Origin of the sequence: Pantoea sp. GM01 (assembly GCF_000282675.1) — a bacterium.
Taxonomy (GTDB): domain Bacteria; phylum Pseudomonadota; class Gammaproteobacteria; order Enterobacterales; family Enterobacteriaceae; genus Pantoea; species Pantoea nemavictus.
The window spans coordinates 51785-70681 of sequence record NZ_AKIU01000028.1 but is presented as its reverse complement, the minus strand read 5'-3'; the positions used below and the strand labels follow the sequence as shown (position 1 = coordinate 70681).

Below are 18897 nucleotides of genomic sequence, written 5' to 3'. Positions count from 1 at the left end.
TTTGAGGAGAGTGCATGTTATATCCTATCGTCCGGCCGGCGCTGTTTAAGCTTGATCCTGAGCGTGCGCACGAACTCACCTTTCAACAACTGCGTTTTATCAGCGGTACGCCGCTGGAAGGGCTGATTCGCCAGTCGCTGCCTTCACGTCCGGTTACCTGTATGGGATTGACGTTCCCGAACGCACTCGGTTTAGCCGCCGGTCTCGATAAAAATGCGGAGTGCATTGACGCCTTCGGTGCAATGGGCTTTGGTTTTGTTGAAGTCGGAACTGTGACGCCACTTGCCCAGCCGGGCAACGACAAACCGCGCATGTTCCGTCTGGTGGCGGCGGAAGGGATTATTAACCGCATGGGCTTTAATAATCACGGTGTTGATCACCTGATTGCGAACGTTAAAAAGTCGCGCTTTAAAGGTATTCTCGGTATCAATATTGGTAAAAATAAAGATACGCCGGTCGAAAAAGGCAAAGACGATTATCTCATCTGCATGGAAAAGGTGTATGCCCACGCCGGTTATATTGCCATCAATATCTCCTCGCCGAACACGCCAGGATTACGCACGCTGCAATATGGCGAAGCGCTGGACGATCTTCTTTCCGCCATCAAATTAAAGCAAAAAGAGCTGCAAGAACGGCACCTTAAATATGTGCCAGTGGCGGTTAAGATCGCACCGGATCTTTCAGAAGAAGAATTGATTCAGGTGGCGAACAGTTTGGTGCGCCATGAAATTGACGGAGTGATTGCGACGAATACCACGCTCGATCGTTCGCTGGTAACCGGCCTTAAATATGCCGACGAGGCGGGCGGATTAAGTGGCCGTCCGGTGCAGTCGCGCAGCACCGAAGTGATTCGCCGCCTGGCGCAAGAGCTTCAGGGACGCTTACCTATTATTGGCGTAGGTGGCATTGATTCGCTGGTATCTGCGCGTGAAAAAATCGCCGCGGGTGCAACATTAGTGCAGATATACTCCGGATTTATTTATAAAGGCCCGGGTTTAATTAAAGATATCGTGACTCACCTCTAAGACATTTCCCACTTTACTGCGCCGAGGGGTTTATTTATCCCTTCGGCTCGTTTATATTTTGTCCTGCTGGTGCATTTTCAGCCTTTTCTCAGATTTATTTTTTTAATTAAGCGCCATTTAGCGCAGCGATAAACCACAGGGCAGATCATGAAAATCAAACCTGATGACAACTGGCGTTGGTATTTCGACGCCGAGCATGACCGCATGATGCTGGATTTAGCGGATGGTATGTTATTTCGCTCGCGCTTCTCGCGTAAAATGCTCACGCCCGATGCCTTTAATGTCAGCGGTTTTTGCGTTGATGACGCCGCGCTCTATTTTACTTTTGAGGAGCGCTGCCGCCAAAGTGGATTAAAAGGCGATCAGCGCGCTGAATTAGTTTTAAACGCGTTAGTCGCGAGCCGTTTTCTAAAACCGTTAATGCCTAAGAGCTGGCATTTCACCAATCATGCGCACAGCTGGCAGCCAGCCGCGGGTGAGATGGTTGCCGTGACGCTGGCCGATAGCGGTGAACAAGCACAGCTGTTTGTGGTTGAAAGCGGTGAGAATGCGGCGCTGTGCTTAGTCGCGCAAAACGCGTTAACCGTGGCAGGTAAAGGTATGCAGTTGGGTGATGCGATTAAGATCATGAACGATCGTTTACGTCCGCAGCAGCAGGAGCAAACCGCCCACTTTGCGCGGGCGGTATAATCGGCTTAGGCCAGTTCGATATCGCCTGCGGGAATACAGCTGCAGCTCAGGATAGTGCCATCTGCGCGCACCGCGCTTTTCTTTAATGCCTTCACTTCGCCCGCAACCAGCTTTACTTTGCAACTGCCGCAAATGCCGGCACGACACGAGTAGGGAATGCGAAATCCCTGCATCTCCAACTGCTCCAGCAACACTTGCTGATTGTCGCCGCTAAAGGCGGTGCCCTGATAATCAATGGTCACTTCGCTGTGGCTGCCGGTGGTCGGTGCGAGGGTTTCAACGACCGCACCGGCACCATACGCGCGCGGCGTTTGCTTCTCTATAATGGTCACCGCATCGCCGACGCGAATAATACCGCTATTCAGCGCGATCAAATTCAGGCCGAAATCGATATCACCGCTGCCATCCTGCGCACTGCGAAAACGCTGTAAGGTGGTGAGCGGCTCGCCCTCAGGATGTTTACGGCCGCTTTCGGTGCCCACGGTAGTAAACACGCAGCGACTGCACGGCTTCGGCATCTCCAAAACGATTTCGCCAATCTGCAGACGTTTCCAGCTGTCCTCTTCCCACGCGGCTGCGCCGCTCACCACCAGATTGGGGCGAAACTGCTCGACGCGCACGCTGGCCGGGCAACGCTGCTGCAGATCCTGCAACGAGGCCATATTCACCAGCAGGAACGGAAAACCATCGGCAAAACTCAGCGGCACGTGATCAAAGCGCTTTACGCGACGCGTGGGTTCCACGCCGGTCCAGCGCAGTTGTACCGGACGCGGGAAGAATGCGCTCAGCCAGCTGTTGATCTCTTCGGGAGCGATACGCGCGGTAAAATGGTTGCCCCATACTTCGGTTGGCGCCTGCTCGGTGGTGAAGTCGGCAAAGCGGATCAGCGCTTGTGTTCCATCGGGCGCCTGCAAAAACAGGCCGTCCGGCAGCAGCGCCGGCGTAAAGCGCACCATCTCCGGATACTGACGCGCCGTAATAAAGGTGCCGTCCAGCTCGGTCACCATAAAGATGCGATCAAAACCCAGACCGCTCTCCAGCACCTGCGCATGCGACAGCTGCAGGCCGCGCATCGATTTAACCGGATGGATAAAAAGGCGAGATAACGTGATCATGGCGTTCCCGATAAAGGTATTTGTCAAAAAGAAGCTAACTTTATGACATAGCACGCTGATTCGCTATAATGCGCAGCAATTTAAGCAAGAGTAAAAAGTGACGATATGAATTCTCTGTTTGCCAGTACGGCGCGTGGGCTCGAAGAGCTGTTGAAAAGTGAGCTAGACGCGCTGGGTGCGCAGGATTTGCAGGTGGTGCAGGGCGGCGTCCACTTTCAGGCCGACGACCATGTAATGTACCAAAGCCTGCTGTGGAGCCGTCTGGCTTCACGCATTTTGCTGCCGCTGGGAGAATTTGGCGTCTGGAGCGATCTCGATCTTTACGTGGGCGCGCAAAGCATTCCCTGGACCGAGATGTTCGATAGCAACACCAGTTTTGCCATCCACTTTAGCGGCACTAACGAAGTGATTCGCAATAGCCAGTTCGGTGCATTGCGTATTAAAGACGCCATCGTCGACAGCTTCACCCGCCAGAACCTGGAGCGTCCGAACGTCGATCGTGAGCAGCCGGGTATCCGTATTAACGCGTGGCTAAATAAAGATCGCGTCAGCATCGCCCTGGATCTGAGCGGTGATTCTCTGCATCAGCGCGGCTATCGCCAGCAAACTGGCGCTGCGCCGCTGAAAGAGACCTTGGCCGCGGCGATTGTGATGCGTTCCGGCTGGCAGAGCAGCACGCCACTGGTTGATCCCATGTGTGGTTCCGGTACGCTGCTGCTGGAAGCGGCGTTGATCGCCTGCGATCGCGCACCTGGCCTGCTGCGAACCCATTGGGGCTTTAATCGCTGGAAGAAACACAACCAGGCGGTTTGGCAGGAAGTACACGCGCAAGCGAAGGAGCGCGCACGCGTCGGTACCGCCGCGGCGACCGCCCGTTTCTTTGGCTATGATAACGACAGCCGCGTGCTGGAATCTGCGCGCGCGAACGCCCGTCGTGCAGGCGTGTTCGAGCTGTTCACTTTTGCGCAGCAGGATGTCATCAAGCTGAAAAATCCGCTGGCTGGGCAAGAGATTACCGGCACGGTATTGAGCAACCCGCCGTACGGTGAGCGTTTGGAAAGTGAGCCGGCACTGATTGCGCTGCACAGCCAGCTCGGTCGTATCATGAAGCAGAATTTTGGCGGCTGGAATCTGTCACTGTTCAGCGCATCGCCAGAGCTATTAAGCTGTCTGCAACTGCGTGCCGATCGCCAGTTTAAAGCCAAAAACGGGCCGCTGGAGTGCGTGCAGAAAAACTACCAGCTGGCCACGACCAGCGCCGAAGGCGGCGCGCAGATTGCCGAAGATTTTGCTAACCGTCTGCGTAAGAATCTTAAGAAGCTGGATAAGTGGGCGCGTCAGTCAAATATCGACTGCTATCGTCTGTACGATGCCGACCTACCTGAATACAACGTGGCAGTTGATCGCTACGCTGATTGGGTGGTGATCCAGGAATACGCGCCCCCGAAAACCGTGGACGCCAACAAAGCGCGTCAGCGTCTGTTTGATGTGATCAGCGCCACGCTGAGCGTGCTGGAGATCCCGGCAAACCGTCTGGTGATGAAAACGCGTGAACGTCAGAAAGGCAAAAGTCAGTATCAAAAGCTGGGCGAGAAGGGCGATTTCTTTGAAGTGCAGGAATTTGATGCCCGCCTACTGGTGAATCTCACCGATTATCTGGATACTGGCCTGTTCCTCGATCACCGTATTGCGCGTCAAATGCTCGGCAAAATGAGCGCAGGTAAAGATTTCCTTAATCTGTTTGCTTACACCGGCACCGCCAGCGTGCACGCCGGTCTGGGCGGAGCGAAAACCACCACCACCGTGGATATGTCGCGCACCTATCTGGAGTGGGCTGAGCGCAACCTGCGTCTAAACGGGTTGACCGGACGTCAGCACCGCCTGATGCACGCGGACTGTTTGAGCTGGCTGCGCGAGAGTGACGAACAGTTCGATTTGATCTTTATCGATCCGCCGACGTTCTCTAACTCTAAGCGTATGGAAGACGATTTCGACGTGCAGCGCGATCACATGATGCTAATGCAGAACCTAAAACGTCTGCTGCGTCGCGGTGGCACCATTATGTTCTCCAATAATAAGCGCGGCTTCAAAATGGACCTCGACGGTTTAGCTCGTCTTGGTCTGCAGGCGCAGGAAATTACCCAAAAAACGCTGTCGCAGGATTTCGCGCGCAACCGTCAAATTCACAACTGCTGGCTGGTTAGCCACGCCGGTAAGGAATAAGTTTTATGTCACTGATCAGTATCCATGGCGCTTACCTCTCATTCAGCGATGCGCCGCTGTTGGATAACACCGAACTGCATATCGAAGAGGGCGAACGCGTCTGTCTGGTTGGCCGTAACGGCGCCGGTAAATCGACGCTGATGAAAATCATCAACGGTGAACAACCGCTGGATGACGGCCGCATCATTTATGAGCAGGATTTGGTGGTAGCGCGTCTGCAACAGGATCCGCCACGCAACATCACCGGTTCTGTCTACGACTTCATTGCCGAAGGCGTAGCCGAGCAGGCTGAACATCTCAAGGCTTATCACGCTATTTCCCATCTGGTGATGGAAGATCCGAGCGAGAAGAACCTGAACGAGATGGGTCGTCTGCAGACCATTCTGGATCACCAGAACCTATGGCAACTGGATAGCCGCATCAATGATGTGCTGCTGCAGATTGGCCTCGATGCCGATACGGAGTTGTCTTCACTCTCCGGCGGCTGGCTGCGTAAAGCGGCATTGGGACGCGCGTTGGTGAGCAACCCGCGTGTGCTGATGCTTGACGAACCGACTAACCACCTCGATATCGAAACCATCGACTGGCTGGAAACTTTCCTCAAGACCTTTAGCGGCAGCATTGTCTTCATTTCGCATGACCGTTCGTTTATCCGCAACATGGCGACGCGCATTGTCGATCTCGACCGCGGCAAGCTGGTTTCCTGGCCGGGCAATTACGATCTGTTCCTGACCGGCAAAGAAGAAGCGTTGCGCGTGGAAGAGATGCAGAACGCAGAATTCGACCGCAAGCTGGCACAGGAAGAAGTGTGGATTCGTCAAGGCATCAAAGCGCGCCGTACGCGTAACGAAGGCCGCGTACGTGCTCTGAAAGCGCTGCGTAACGAACGTTCTGCGCGTCGCGAAGTGATGGGTAAGGCCAACATGCAGGTCGGCGAAGCGGCACGCTCGGGCAAAATTGTGTTTGAGATGGAAGATGTCAATTACAGCGTGGGTGGCAAAACCCTGGTGAAAGACTTCTCAACTCAGGTGCAGCGCGGCGACAAAATCGCCCTGATTGGCCCGAACGGTTGCGGTAAAACGACCTTGCTGCGTTTGATGCTGGACCAGCTAAAAGCTGATAGCGGCCGCGTACATTGTGGCACCAAGCTGGAAATTGCTTACTTCGATCAGCATCGCGCTGAGTTGGATCCGGATCGTACCGTGATGGATAACCTCGCCGAAGGTAAGCAGGAAGTGATGGTAAACGGTAAGCCGCGCCACGTGCTCGGCTATCTGCAGGACTTCCTGTTCCACCCGAAACGTGCCATGACGCCGGTGCGTGCGCTGTCCGGCGGTGAGCGTAACCGCCTGCTGCTGGCGCGTCTGTTCCTTAAGCCAAGCAACCTGCTGATCCTTGATGAACCGACCAACGACCTCGACGTCGAAACGTTGGAGCTGCTGGAAGAGCTGGTGGATGGTTATCAGGGTACCGTGATGCTGGTGAGCCACGATCGTCAATTCGTTGACAACACCGTGACGGAGTGCTGGATTTTTGAAGGCAACGGCGAGATCGGCACCTTTGTCGGCGGCTATCACGATGCACAGCAGCAGCGTGCGGCTTATAAACAAGGTAAAGCCTCTCAGGCGAAATCCGCTGCACCGGTGAAAACCGCAGAGAAAAGTGAAGCCACCAAACGTCCCGCCAGCAAGCTAAGCTATAACCTGGCACGTGAACTGGAACAGCTGCCGCAAAAGCTGGAACAACTGGAAACACGTATCGGTGAATTACAGGCCAAAATGAGCCATCCGGACTTCTTCAGTCAGCCACATGATGAAACCCAGCCGGTATTGGATGCGTTAGCGCAGACCGAACAGGAGCTGGAAGTGGCGTTTGAACGTTGGGAAGAGCTGGAAGCGCTGAAAAACGGCGCGTAATCGGAAGGAGTCAGCATGTGTGCAGCGGATCAGGCGCATCAGTGGAGTCTTTGTCCACAGTGTGATTTAACAGTAAAGCTGCCCGCTGTCCCGGTCGGCAGCCGTGCGCGTTGCCCGCGTTGTCACACCACGCTGCTGGCCAACTGGCAGGAGCCGCGTCGACGTCCGACCGGCTACGCCATTTCGGCGTTATTTATGCTGGTGCTGGCCAATCTGTTTCCTTTCATCAATATGCACGTCGCGGGTTTGAGCAGCCAGATATCGCTGCTCGAAATCCCGCAAGTGATGGATCGCGAAGACTATCGTAGCCTCGCGACCCTGTTTCTGCTGTTTGTGCAAGGCATCCCCGCCTTCTGCATGATCACCATTATCCTGCTGGTCAACAACGTCCGCATGCCGCATAACCTGCGGTTGGGTTTAGCGCGCATTCTATTTCAGCTGCGTAGCTGGGGCATGGCCGAAATTTTTATGGCGGGCGTGCTGGTCAGTTTCGTGAAGCTGATGGCTTACGGTGAGATTGGTCTCGGCAGCAGTTTCTGGCCGTGGTGTCTGTTTTGCGTGCTGCATTTGCGCGCGTTTCAGTGTGTCGATCGTCGCTGGGTATGGCAACGCATTGATGCGATGCCGCCGTTGCCTAAGGTTCCGCAGGCTGGAATCAGCGGCCTTAAGCAAGGTTTGCGCAGCTGTCCTTGCTGTACTGCCATTCTGCCGGCTGCCCAACTTGCTTGCCCACGTTGTGGGGTAAAAGCGCATGCACGCCGCAAGCACAGTTTGCAATGGACGCTGGCGCTGTTGATCACCTCGGTGATGCTTTACATTCCCTCCAATATCATGCCGATCATGGTGACCGAAACGCTCGGTTCGCAATATCCTTCGAACATTATGGCCGGGGTGATTTTGCTGTGGAGCGACGGATCATGGCCGGTGGCTTTGGTGATTTTCATCGCCAGTATTATGGTGCCATCGCTGAAAATGCTGGCGATTGCCTGGCTGTGCTGGCACGGCAGCGGACGCGGTGGGCGCGATGATGAAAAGATGCACGTGGTTTATGAGGTGGTTGAATTCGTTGGCCGCTGGTCAATGATTGATGTGTTTGTAATCGCCGTTCTCTCCGCATTGGTGCGGATGGGAAGGTTGATGAGTGTGTATCCTGCGCCGGGCGCGTTACTGTTTGCCATGGTGGTGATTCTTACCATGTTTGCAGCAATGACCTTTGATCCGCGCCTGCTGTGGGATCGACAACGGGAAACTGAACGTAAGGAGCCGCGTCTTGACGGACAACCATCACGAGACTGCTAAGGTCGACCAGATTAAACGCTGGTCACCGGTGTGGATTGTACCCATCGTTACGCTGTTAATCGGCGGATGGATTCTTTTTTATCACTTTAGCCATCAAGGCCCGGAAGTGACGCTGATTACTGAAAATGCCGAAGGCATTGAAGCCGGTAAAACAACCATCAAAAGCCGCAGCGTAGACGTTGGGGTGGTGGAGAGTGCGGTGCTTACCGATGATCTTCACCATGTCGAAATTACGGCACGCCTGAACTCCGGCATGGAGAAGTTGTTGCAGGGAGACAGCGCTTTCTGGGTGGTAAAACCGCAGATTGGACGCGAGGGCGTTACCGGTCTTGGTACGCTACTTTCGGGCGCCTACATTGAGCTGCAGCCAGGCTCTAAAGGCGTTAAACCAGAGCGTTACCAACTGCTGGATGCTCCGCCGCTGGCACCCCCTGATGCAAAAGGTATTCGCGTCACGCTCGACAGTAAAAAAGCCGGTCAGCTTAATGCGGGCGATCCGGTGCTGTTCCGCGGTTATCGCGTCGGTACGGTAGAAGCCAGCAACTTTGATACCGATAAACGCATGATGACCTATCAACTGTTTGTCGCCGCGCCTTACGATCGCCTAATTACCACTAACGTACGTTTTTGGAAAGACAGCGGTATTGCCGTGGATATGTCGGCTTCCGGTATGCGGGTGGAAATGGGATCGCTCACCACGCTGTTTAGCGGAGGCGTCAGCTTCGATGTGCCGGACGGCGCTGAACTGGGTCGAGCTGCGGAGAACAAAGCGGAATATCATCTGTTCGACGATCAACGCAGCATCCAGGATTCGCTGTATACCAATCACACCGATTTCCTGCTGTTCTTCAGCGATTCGATTCGTGGCCTGCAGGTTGGCGCGCCAGTTGAGTTCCGCGGCATTCGTCTGGGTACCGTCTCGCAAGTTCCGTATATGATTCCTGGCGTCAATCAGGCGCTTAATAACGACTATCGCGTGCCGGTGTTAATTCGCATTGAACCCGACCGCTTTGTTAATCGTCTGGGTGGAGATTTCAATCTTGAGCAGCATCTGCAGGAAGGTAAAAAACGCGGTCTGCGTGCCACGCTGAAGACCGGTAGCCTGTTGTCGGGCGCGCTGTTTATCGATCTCGATTTCTACGATAACGCGCCGACTTATAAAGGTCCGAACGAAGTTGCCGGATTGGAAGTGATTCCAACCGTCAGCGGTGGCCTGGCGCAGATTCAGCAGAAACTAATGGCGGCACTGGATAAGATCAACGGCCTGCCACTTAATCCTGTGCTGAATGAAGCGACCGGAACCTTGAAAGAGAGCCAGCGTACCCTGCAGCAACTGCAGAAAACATTAGATAACCTCAATCAAGTCACGGCGAATCCAGCAATGAAAACCTTGCCTTCAGACATGCAGCAAACCCTGCGCGAACTGAATCGCAGCATGAAAGGGCTGCAACCGGGATCGCCGGCTTACAGCAAGCTGGTGGGCGATATGCAGCGGCTGGATCAGGTGCTACGTGAATTGCAGCCGGTGCTGAAAACGCTGAATAGCAAAAGTAATGCGCTGGTGTTTGAAGCCAAACCGGGCCAGGATCCACAGCCAAAGAGGGCGAAACAGTGAAAAAAGGGCTAATTATCGGTGCGTTGCTGCTGTTAACAGGGTGCAGCAGCACCATTGAAAACACCTATTATCAGCTGCCTGCGGGCAGCAATGTGGCGCGCGTTGAGAGTGCTGGAGGAACTGGCCAACCCATGATTTGGGTCGAGCAGGTAACGGTGCCGGATTATATGGCGGGTAACGGTTTGGTTTATCAGACCAGCGATGTGAAATACGTGATTGCTAGCAATAACCTCTGGGCCAGTCCGCTCGACCAACAGCTGCAGCAAACGCTGATCAGTAATCTCAGCAAAGCGCTGCCCGGCCGACTGGTCGCCGGTTCGCCGCTTGGCGAAACTCACGACACGCTTTCAGTCAACGTTACTGGTTTCCAGGGACGTTATGATGGACAAGTGGTGGTGAGTGGCGAGTGGTTGTTGCAGCATCAAGGGCACCTAATCAAACATGGCTTTAATCTGACACTGCCGCAAACTGAAGATGGCTATGATGCGTTGGTACGCACTTTGGCTCTCGGTTGGCAGCAAGCAGCGCAACAAATTGCGAATAGTGTCGTTTCGCTAAATTAAGATTTGTTCGAAGCTTATGCTAAGTCCTTGATTTACTGTAGTGTGATCGCAGTCAAATCAGGGGCTTTTTTTATTGGCTAATCAGCCAGATATACAATCAACTGACAATTCCAGATGTCGATTTGACGTCAAAATCATGACATTGGCGTGAATTTTGCGCATTGACCTTTCTTCTGCATCGGGTTAGAACATTACTGTGGTTGAACATTATATCGCCACTCTTTCTTTCCACCCAGATTCCACCAGACCTGAAATGAGGGAAACGAGGCATGAAGAGACAGAAGAGAGACCGCCTGGAACGAGCACATTCACGAGGCTATCAAGCCGGTATTACGGGCCGCTCGAAAGAGATATGCCCTTATCAAATGATCGATGCGCGGTCTTACTGGTTGGGAGGTTGGCGTCAAGCCATGGAGGACAGGTCGGCGGTGGCCTAGCATTGCCGGATGTCTATCATTAAGGAAGAAACCTCCGCTGCGTGCGGAGGTTTTCGTTTGGAAGGATTAGAAAGCTGACGTGTCTTTGAACAGACCTACTTTCAAATCAGTCGCGGAGTAAATCAGGTTGCCGTCGACGAACACTTCACCATCTGCCACGCCCATTACTAGCTTGCGGTTAATGACACGCTTGAAGTGAATTTTGTAGGTCACTTTTTTAGCGGTCGGCAAAACTTGTCCAGTGAACTTCACTTCGCCCACGCCCAATGCACGGCCTTTGCCTTCAGCACCCAGCCAGCCGAGGTAGAAACCAACCAGTTGCCACATGGCATCGAGGCCGAGGCAGCCAGGCATTACCGGGTCGCCAATGAAGTGGCAGTCAAAGAACCACAGGTCAGGGCGGATATCCAGTTCGGCTTCTACGAAACCTTTGTCGAATTTACCGCCGTCTTCGGTCATTTTGACCACGCGGTCCATCATCAACATGTTGTTGGATGGAAGCGGCGGTCCATTTTCGCCAAACAGTTCGCCGCGACCCGAGGCAACCAGGTCTTCTTTACTATAGGATTCGCGTTTATCTACCATGTTCTCAATATGCCTTCTTTTAGTGAAGCCCGAATATTAGCGAACAGTTGTACGCTGAGCAATGTTATCAGCTGTGGTTGAACCAGTTGAGCCAACGCAGTGGCCACGGACGCAGGCGTGCTTCCTGCTGATTCAACTGCGTAATACGTTCCTGAATGGTGCTAAGCAGTGATTCGCCGCTTTCACTTTGCCAGGCAATCCCGGTCAGTAGCGGCAGCGCTTCATCTACACTCTCAATGGCCCAGAGATGGAATTGTCCGGCCTTCACCGCTTCCACCACTTCCTGATTCAGACTGAGATGACGCGCATTACTGGCAGGGAAAATCACACCTTGCTTGCCGGTCAACTCACGGGAATTACAGATGTGGAAGAAACCTTCAATTTTTTCATTCAGGCCTCCGACCGGCTGCACGTTACCAAACTGATCGACTGAACCGGTTACCGCAATCTGTTGGTTAACCGGCTGATTAGCCAACGCACTGATTAGCGCGCACAGTTCAGCCAGCGAGGCGCTGTCGCCATCCACTTCTGAATAGGATTGCTCAAACACCAGCGAGGCGGAGAAGGGCAGCTGCTGCTCCAGTTCCAGTTCAGCAATCAGGTAGGCCTGCATAATCATCATGCCTTTCGCATGAATATTGCCACCCAGTTCGGCTTTACGCTCCACGTCAGTGAACTCGCCATCGCCTGGATGGACCACACAGGTAATACGCGACGGTTCGCCCCACGGACGTGGATGGCCCGGAAACTCAACCACGGAGAGGCCATTGATTTGCCCAACCACTTCGCCTTCCGTTTCAATCATAATTTGATTGAGCAGGATTTCATCACGCATGCGGTCCGCAAGGAAGCCTTCACGCCACTGACGCGCTTCCAGCGCTTCTTTCAACGCTTCACCATTCAGGCTATCGCCATGCAGCGCGGTTTCCTGTAACTGGCGGCGCAGCCAGCGTGGGCATAATGGCAAGGTGTCTTGATCGCCCGTCATACGCGCCGCTTCCGTAATCAGTACAGGCCAGAAATCTGCTTCTGGCTGTGCTAAACCAGCCTGCTCGGCTTGAGTGAGCGTCCACTGGCACCATGACGTCATGTCATCTTCGTCCAGCACCTGCAGGCTCTCTTCGAATTCGCTATACAGTGCCATCTCGTGGACTTCAACATCCAGTTCCTGGAAGGCGGCCAGTGCATCACGATCGCCGCATAACACCAGGCGCAACTGCAGCGGAAGCGGTGGAATAGCCACCGGTAGCGGTTGACGTTCATCCTGCGAATACCAATCGAAGCGACCTTGTTCGATACACTTGCGCAGGCGCAACCAAAGCAGCGGTTGTGCCAGAAGGGTGTTCACAGCGAGGATCAGCGTGCCGCCATTGGCGCGATGCAGCAAACCAGGTTCAGGTTGCACGCGATCTTTATATTGGCGGACACAACCAAAAAGTTGTTCATACTCAATCCAGTCGGCAAAATGTACACCGCCCTGGCTGGTGAACGGGCGATTGCTATCGCTCGGTGGCAGCAAACTTACGGTATCGCCCATTACATGGTAGTCACCGCCGTATAGCGAAACCTCGTCTGGCTGGAAGCGTTGTGCAGCCTCGGCGATGCAGGCAAGGTAATCGCTGTTTTCCTGACTGCGCAGTAACAGCAGGGGAAAACCTAACGTTTGGTGATGTAAATGCGCCAGCGCATTCAGCAGACGCGGCTGAACCGCGGCAAGGCTATCGCAATCTTCCAGTGAGACATTTGAGAAAATGGATTGGTAGCGGTCGCTATCCGGCTGCAGGGCTTGCCACGTAATTTGAGTGCTGGTCAAAATATTCGCATTAGTCTGTTTTAGGAAAAGCGCGATTATACAGGATTCGACCCGGTTAATCACGGCGGAGTTCTGGCCCGAATTGTGACACCAGCAACATGTTTTTCCTTGCTGCATCCAGGAAAAAAGCTGTTATTCTTAGTTTGTTACGTGATCACGATGAGATTCCGATGAAATACCAGCAACTCGAAAATCTTGAAAGTGGATGGAAGTGGAAATACCTGGTGAAAAAGCATCGGGAGGGTGAACTGATCACTCGTCATCTTGAGCTCAGTGCGGCGCACGCTGCGGTGGATGCGCTATTGTCGATGGAGAATAGTCCGGTTGATGTTAACGAGTGGATCGCGCAGCATATTCATCCCGATCTTGAGAATCGCCTAAAGCAGACGATACGTGCCCGCCGTAAACGACACTTTAATGCTGAGCATCAGCACACGCGCAAGAAATCGATCGACCTGGAATATTTGGTTTGGCAACGTCTGGCTGGATTAGCACAGCGTCGCAGCAGTACGTTGTCAGAAACCATTGTGCAGTTAATTGAAGATGCAGAACGCAAAGAGAAGTACGCCAGCCAGATGTCCACTTTGAAGCAAGATCTGCAGGCAATTCTGGGAAAAGGCAGCTCGGACGGCGAATAAAACTTCTCGCTGCCACTGATTTTCAGCCATAAAAAAACCCCGCCGAAGCGGGGTTTTTTATTGCGTGATAACTTAAGCCTGTGGCTGAGTTACAACGTCTTTGATACCTTTCACGTCGATTTCAACGCGACGGTCTGGCGCCAGGCAGTCGATCAGGGCATTACGGCCTTTCACGCTGTCACAGGTGTTGCCAGTAACTGGGTTAGATTTGCCCATACCGCGTGCAGAGATCTTGTTAGACGGGATACCTTTAGATACGAGGTAATCGACAACAGACTGAGCGCGTTTCTCAGACAGTTTCTGGTTGTACTGCTCTGAACCGATGCGATCGGTGAAGCCCAGTACTACAACAGAACCGTCTTTCGGATCCATTGAGCTCAGCTGGCTGTACAGCTGATCCAGAGCCTGCTGACCTTCTGGCTTCAGAGTTGCCTTGTTGAAGGTGAACAGAACGTCAGACTTCAGGGTGAAACGCTTGGTTTCAACAACTGGAGCTGGAGCTGGAGCCGGAGCTACAACTGGTGCTGCATCTTCATCCTGACCGAAACGATAAGAAAGGCCAACGCTCAGCATGCTGTTGTCTGGACGTGCACCAACGGTACCTGCGTCACCGATGTTGTTAACCCACTGATAGTCCAGGCGAGTCGCCCAGTTTTTGGTCAGTGCGTATTCAACACCAACAGCAGCCAGCGGAGAAACGCCGGTGTCGTGGTCGCTGATGCGAACGCCGTTGTTGTTTTGAGTCGAATCAGCACGCCATACCATACCACCCAGACGGGTGTAGACATCGAAGTCTTCGGTAATTGGGTAGCTCAGTTTAGCAGCCAGCTGAACGCCTTGTGCTTTGAAAGCGCCATTCACTTGGTTGCCTTTGTTAGGCATACGGCCCAACCAGTCATAACCCAGCTCGAAGCCCAGGTACGGGTTAGCTTGGTAACCTGCGAATGCACCAGCACCCAGCTGAGATTCGTGAGTTGGACCGTCGTTGTTCGCGTAACCGTTACCGTAGTAACCAGTATCGTGATACTGAGACCAGCCCAGTTTAGCACCGGTGTACCAGGTGTTATTTTTAGGTGCGGCCTGCGCTACGGTAGCGAAGCCAGCCAGTGCCACTGCAATTGCGATAGCTGTCTTTTTCATTTTTGCGCCTCGTTATCATCCAAATAGGCAATGAGCAAAAAGGTTGCTCTTTGTGTTAATCCTTCGCCGGGTCTAAACGCTCGCTTTTGACTCTACCGAAAAAACGGAGGTTATTGAGCACCCTGGCGAGCTAAAGTCTACAACGAGATTGGAAACTTACAAGTATGATGTGACGCCGTGCAGCAAAAAAACAGGGATTTATACACACATTTTAACAAATCGCATGGCAAAATCTTCGCCATCAGAAAAGAAAAAAGCGGCTAAACCATTGTCATAGCTGGCGGGAAAAGAATCAGTGGCTTAGCGGCAACTTATGCAAAAAAAATGCTGAGAAAATTCCTGGAATTTACTTAATGAAACAAATCTGACGGAATTTTTGCGGCTTTGGGTTGTCTGGAGAGGGCATATTGGTGTCCCTGAGGACGCAAAATCAGACCAAGCGCTTCACCTTCGGCCGCTGCTTGTTCCAATTCCAGGCGCTCTTCATCACTCAATTCGTACGGAATCCAGGCTAGAACCACGCTATAATTACCCGTGCGCAATGCTTTCACCATACTTTCTACCGTATTAAAGCGCTCAGATTCAGTGATGTGCATACTCTTTTCTAACGGCAATCCCGACTGCTGCATCCAGCTGCGGTTCAGTTTATGAGCTGGCGTTAGCCATAACTGCCAACGTGATTGTTCGCTCAGCTGTTTTAACACCGGCAGCAGCATAAGTTGCATCATTCCAGGCTGTTCGCTGGAACGCAGTTCAGTGATTCCACCCAGCGAAGGCTTCGCTAAACTTGATGAAGCGTAACGATGAGAACGATCAGCAGGGCCAGAGAAATGAGTACGCATAATTTAATCACTCAGTAATGAACTGTATGAATATACAGTAATGGCTTCCTGGATAAAGATCAACCTCAATTTCTGAAAACGCCTCGCAATTTCTGCACAAGATTCCTTTCACACGCTTTTATTCATTGAACAGCTAAATCGTTTTTCATATCTTCTAAGCAGATGAATCAAAGAGCTTTTATAGGAAATTTCCCGTCCATGGAATGAAATTAAGGGAGAGTTATGAAAAGAAATAACCCGGTAGTTGAACAATCAAAAGCGCAGTTAGCTGCATTAGGCAAAATCGAATCCCGAACCCAGTTCGGTGGTTATGCATTGACTGTTGAGAAGGTGATCTTTGCCTACATCAATGAGGATGCGCTCTATTTACGAGCCAGCGAGGCGCTTCACGTCTACAACGCACAGCGTTCACTCGAACCCCTGGTATACCGCAAACGTGGCATGCCGGTGACCTTAAGCTACTTCAAAGTTGATAAGCAATTGTGGCAAGACTCTGAGCGATTACTGCAGTTATCGGCCAGCTCTCTTCGGGCTGCTCAGGATGAAGCCGCGACAAGACTTGTCTCGCTGCGGTTGAAAGATCTGCCCAATCTTAGCCTGCGACTGGAGCTCATGCTGCATAAGGTGGGGATCTGCTCAGTGCGGCTACTTTGTGAAACGGGATCGCGGCAAAGCTGGCTGAAACTGCGAGCGTTGAATAAGCATATTGGGTTGAAAACGCTGCTGGCGCTGGAAGGCGCGATATCAGGACATCACGAAGCGGCACTGCCCAGTGAAATCAGAGAGGAACTCTACGCCTGGTATTTAAAAACGCTCCGCCAGCAAGCGGCGGCGGAGCATTTACAGCGTTAGTGGTTGACAAGGGTACGACGCAGCCGGGCAATCTCAGGCATTAATGCGACCAACAATCCCAATTGTTGAATGACAAGGGGTGCGCGTGTATCGGGGCTGGTTTTCATCTCGCTCAGGCGCATCATTAATTTGTGCTGCATATCTGTGGCTTGAGCATCTGTGACACGTTCAATCTGCAGCACATCTTCAATGAAGCAGACCGCATCATCCAGCAAAGTAAGCAGCGCATTATCCGCCAGACGCTCGCGATGCGCTCCTAGCGCAGAGATATAGCTGAGGAAGGAGTGATTCAGGCACAACAGCCGAAACGCATTTTCACGTAGTAGTTGTTGAAGCTTGAGTTCACCACTAATGTTGGACACCACGGAGGCGAGCTCAGCATCGGCATTGTGCGCATCGCGACGCGCCACACGATAATCGAGGCGATTATCTTTACCTTGATGGTATTGCAGCATGATCGCATCCAGATAGCGGCAATTGGCGTCAAGTGTCCGGTCGGCCACGGCGGTAATTTTACGAAAGCGCCAATCGGGCCAGACAAACGCAACAGCCAGCCATGCCAGTCCGCAGCCTAGCAAGGTATCGACTACACGCGGTAACGCTACTTCAAACCCTTCACCCAGTAGGTTAAAGCACAGCAATACCAGCAGGGTGATAAACAAGGTGGCTTGAGCATACTGAATCTGGCGAAAGGCGAAGAACAACACGCCGCTCAACACAATCAGCACCAGTTGGCCTTCGATGGACGGCACCAGCCACAGCACCGGTAAGCCAATAGCGATACCGGCGAGTGTACCGCCGATACGCAACGCCAGGCGCCGTCGGGTCGCGTTGTAGTTAGGTTGGCAGACAAACAGGCTAGTGAGCAATATCCAGTAGCCGCGATCAACACCGGTGATTTGAATAAAGGCATAGCCGACACAAAGCACCAGTGACATGCGCACCGCATGGCGAAACAGCGCGGAATGCGGACTCAGATGACGACTTAGTCGCAAGCGGATATCGGCCCAGCCGCTGAGTCCTTCACGTGAAAGATGGTTATCACTTTGCGGTGAAGGCTCCGCCAGCATCTGCTCCGACTCAATGGATGCCAGTTGCGCATCAATAGCCCGCAGATTACGCAGCAGCCAAAACAGCGCGTGGATGTGCGGATCCTGTGGCTCATTTTGCTGCAGCCGTTGCAGGGCGGTTTCCAGTCGTTCGAAGGTGCGTTCAAAATGGCTGTCGTGATGCCATGGCTGACGCAGCAGAATGGTTTCTGCCAGTTGACGACAGGCCCGCGCCTGCATATTCATTAAACGCTGGAAACGGAATAGCACTTCATTGTAACGCCAGTTATCGCGCAGCAGATGGTATTGCAGATGCGAGGAGCTGGCACGTTCATGAATATCCTGCGCGACAAAATAGTAGTGCAGGCTGCGGCGGGTGCTGAGTGAACCACGGTCGCCGCGGAGCCGACTCTGAATGGTGCTTTTGGTGAGGTTAAGCTGTGCCACCAATTGGCTATTGACCATCGCGGTGGCGACTAAAGTGGCATCATCATGCTCACCGCCATCGGGATCAAACAGGTTAGCTTTAGCTTCGAGATAACGCGCCAGCTGTGAAAAGCTAGCCGCCAGTTGTTCCTGTACCGGACGCACCGGGAACATTAAATGGCCGATGAAGGTTAACAGGTTGTACCAAAGGGCCCCAATCAATAGCAGCGACGGTTGCATCCACCATTGCGGGAATAAGCCAATACCCAACATGGTATAAACCGCAATTAACAGAGCGCCGAAGGCGATGGTGGCATAACGCTGCCCCAGCGCACCGAGCAAAATGAAGCCCCAGCTGGAGAGTGCTAAACCCAAACCGAACGCCCAGGGATGCGGAAACAACAACTCCACCGAAACGGAGGCGATGCAGAAACACACTAATGTGATGACAAGATTGCGTACACGCCCAACCCAGCGATCGTCGAGGTCGGCCAGCGCTGCAGCAACCACGCCAAGGGTCAGCGGGATCGTCCACTCGATTTGGTGTAGCCACCACGGCACTGCCGCGCATCCTGTCAAAGCAAAGAAGATGCGCAGCAGATAGCGCAAGCTGCTGTTAAACAGATAACGTCGCCAGCCTGGCAAAGCGTCATGCATCATTGAACGGCC

16 protein-coding genes are annotated in these 18897 nt (G+C 53.1%); 10 read left to right on the top strand and 6 right to left on the bottom strand.

Features of this window, described 5'->3' with window-relative positions; genetic code table 11:
• The first annotated feature begins 14 nt into the window (after positions 1 to 14).
• Entirely contained in the window at positions 15 to 1025 is a 1011-nt protein-coding gene (gene pyrD / locus PMI17_RS06860) for a quinone-dependent dihydroorotate dehydrogenase (protein ID WP_007887371.1), read from the top strand.
• Positions 1026 to 1172: 147 nt separating this feature from the next.
• Complete coding sequence (locus PMI17_RS06855; protein ID WP_007887369.1) at positions 1173 to 1715, top strand: cell division protein ZapC; 543 nt, start codon at positions 1173 to 1175, stop codon at positions 1713 to 1715.
• Positions 1716 to 1720: 5 nt separating this feature from the next.
• Here PMI17_RS06855 and PMI17_RS06850 read toward each other — a convergent pair whose 3' ends face one another.
• Positions 1721 to 2830, bottom strand: coding sequence for a YcbX family protein (locus PMI17_RS06850; RefSeq protein ID WP_007887368.1), 1110 nt, complete (start codon positions 2828 to 2830; stop codon positions 1721 to 1723).
• 105 nt (positions 2831 to 2935) lie between these two features.
• On the opposite strand from PMI17_RS06850, the gene rlmKL reads away from it, so the two are divergent.
• The 6 genes from rlmKL to rmf all read left to right on the top strand — a co-directional run bounded on the left by rlmKL (position 2936) and on the right by rmf (position 10883).
• Positions 2936 to 5053 carry a bifunctional 23S rRNA (guanine(2069)-N(7))-methyltransferase RlmK/23S rRNA (guanine(2445)-N(2))-methyltransferase RlmL gene (rlmKL, locus tag PMI17_RS06845; protein ID WP_007887367.1) on the top strand — a complete coding sequence of 706 codons (2118 nt, stop codon included), beginning with the start codon at positions 2936 to 2938 and terminating at the stop codon, positions 5051 to 5053.
• A gap of 5 nt (positions 5054 to 5058) precedes the next feature.
• Positions 5059 to 6969, top strand: a complete 1911-nt coding sequence (locus PMI17_RS06840) for an ABC transporter ATP-binding protein (protein ID WP_007887366.1) — start codon at positions 5059 to 5061, stop codon at positions 6967 to 6969.
• Between the two features lie 15 nt (positions 6970 to 6984).
• A complete protein-coding gene (gene pqiA, locus PMI17_RS06835) occupies positions 6985 to 8268 on the top strand; it encodes a membrane integrity-associated transporter subunit PqiA (protein WP_007887365.1) in 1284 nt (427 codons plus the stop codon).
• Positions 8240 to 9883, top strand: a complete 1644-nt coding sequence (gene pqiB, locus PMI17_RS06830; RefSeq protein WP_007887364.1) for an intermembrane transport protein PqiB — start codon at positions 8240 to 8242, stop codon at positions 9881 to 9883. The genes pqiA and pqiB overlap by 29 nt, the downstream gene beginning before the upstream one ends.
• Positions 9880 to 10446 (top strand): membrane integrity-associated transporter subunit PqiC, encoded by a 567-nt coding sequence (gene pqiC, locus PMI17_RS06825; protein ID WP_007887363.1) that lies wholly within the window; start codon positions 9880 to 9882, stop codon positions 10444 to 10446. Before pqiB ends, pqiC begins: the two co-directional genes overlap by 4 nt.
• Positions 10447 to 10715: 269 nt before the next feature.
• The gene (rmf, locus tag PMI17_RS24720; protein ID WP_007887362.1) at positions 10716 to 10883 is read left to right on the top strand and encodes a ribosome modulation factor; all 168 of its coding nucleotides are present in this window, start codon (positions 10716 to 10718) and stop codon (positions 10881 to 10883) included.
• Between the two features lie 66 nt (positions 10884 to 10949).
• Here the strand turns inward: rmf and fabA are convergent, their stop codons facing one another.
• Complete coding sequence (fabA, locus tag PMI17_RS06820; protein WP_007887361.1) at positions 10950 to 11468, bottom strand: bifunctional 3-hydroxydecanoyl-ACP dehydratase/trans-2-decenoyl-ACP isomerase; 519 nt, start codon at positions 11466 to 11468, stop codon at positions 10950 to 10952.
• A gap of 67 nt (positions 11469 to 11535) precedes the next feature.
• A complete protein-coding gene (locus tag PMI17_RS06815) occupies positions 11536 to 13398 on the bottom strand; it encodes a Lon protease family protein (protein WP_007887360.1) in 1863 nt (620 codons plus the stop codon).
• A gap of 53 nt (positions 13399 to 13451) precedes the next feature.
• On the opposite strand from PMI17_RS06815, the gene matP reads away from it, so the two are divergent.
• Positions 13452 to 13919 (top strand): macrodomain Ter protein MatP, encoded by a 468-nt coding sequence (gene matP, locus PMI17_RS06810; RefSeq protein WP_007887358.1) that lies wholly within the window; start codon positions 13452 to 13454, stop codon positions 13917 to 13919.
• A 72-nt stretch (positions 13920 to 13991) separates the two neighbouring features.
• Here matP and ompA read toward each other — a convergent pair whose 3' ends face one another.
• Both ompA and sulA read right to left on the bottom strand, forming a co-directional pair.
• Entirely contained in the window at positions 13992 to 15059 is a 1068-nt protein-coding gene (gene ompA / locus PMI17_RS06805) for a porin OmpA (RefSeq protein ID WP_007887357.1), read from the bottom strand.
• Positions 15060 to 15409: 350 nt separating this feature from the next.
• Positions 15410 to 15901: an SOS-induced cell division inhibitor SulA gene (gene sulA, locus PMI17_RS06800; RefSeq protein ID WP_007887356.1), complete on the bottom strand. Its 492-nt coding sequence runs from the start codon at positions 15899 to 15901 to the stop codon at positions 15410 to 15412.
• Between the two features lie 222 nt (positions 15902 to 16123).
• On the opposite strand from sulA, the gene PMI17_RS06795 reads away from it, so the two are divergent.
• Positions 16124 to 16753, top strand: coding sequence for a TfoX/Sxy family DNA transformation protein (locus tag PMI17_RS06795; protein WP_007887355.1), 630 nt, complete (start codon positions 16124 to 16126; stop codon positions 16751 to 16753).
• Here PMI17_RS06795 and yccS read toward each other — a convergent pair.
• On the bottom strand, positions 16750 to 18888 hold the full coding sequence (gene yccS / locus PMI17_RS06790) for a YccS family putative transporter (RefSeq protein WP_036620471.1): 2139 nt from the start codon (positions 18886 to 18888) through the stop codon (positions 16750 to 16752). The two genes, PMI17_RS06795 and yccS, sit on opposite strands and share 4 nt — an antisense overlap.
• Positions 18889 to 18897: the final 9 nt, after the last annotated feature.

Coding starts and splice junctions, on each gene's coding strand:
- fabA (WP_007887361.1), bottom strand. CDS start 11,468: ATGGTAGATAAACGCGAATCCTATAGTAAAGAAGACCTGGTTGCCTCG.
- matP (WP_007887358.1), top strand. CDS start 13,452: ATGAAATACCAGCAACTCGAAAATCTTGAAAGTGGATGGAAGTGGAAA.
- sulA (WP_007887356.1), bottom strand. CDS start 15,901: ATGCGTACTCATTTCTCTGGCCCTGCTGATCGTTCTCATCGTTACGCT.
- PMI17_RS06795 (WP_007887355.1), top strand. CDS start 16,124: ATGAAAAGAAATAACCCGGTAGTTGAACAATCAAAAGCGCAGTTAGCT.
- pqiA (WP_007887365.1), top strand. CDS start 6,985: ATGTGTGCAGCGGATCAGGCGCATCAGTGGAGTCTTTGTCCACAGTGT.
- yccS (WP_036620471.1), bottom strand. CDS start 18,888: ATGATGCATGACGCTTTGCCAGGCTGGCGACGTTATCTGTTTAACAGC.
- rlmKL (WP_007887367.1), top strand. CDS start 2,936: ATGAATTCTCTGTTTGCCAGTACGGCGCGTGGGCTCGAAGAGCTGTTG.
- PMI17_RS06815 (WP_007887360.1), bottom strand. CDS start 13,398: ATGCAGCAAGGAAAAACATGTTGCTGGTGTCACAATTCGGGCCAGAAC.
- ompA (WP_007887357.1), bottom strand. CDS start 15,059: ATGAAAAAGACAGCTATCGCAATTGCAGTGGCACTGGCTGGCTTCGCT.
- pyrD (WP_007887371.1), top strand. CDS start 15: ATGTTATATCCTATCGTCCGGCCGGCGCTGTTTAAGCTTGATCCTGAG.
- PMI17_RS06850 (WP_007887368.1), bottom strand. CDS start 2,830: ATGATCACGTTATCTCGCCTTTTTATCCATCCGGTTAAATCGATGCGC.
- PMI17_RS06855 (WP_007887369.1), top strand. CDS start 1,173: ATGAAAATCAAACCTGATGACAACTGGCGTTGGTATTTCGACGCCGAG.
- PMI17_RS06840 (WP_007887366.1), top strand. CDS start 5,059: ATGTCACTGATCAGTATCCATGGCGCTTACCTCTCATTCAGCGATGCG.
- rmf (WP_007887362.1), top strand. CDS start 10,716: ATGAAGAGACAGAAGAGAGACCGCCTGGAACGAGCACATTCACGAGGC.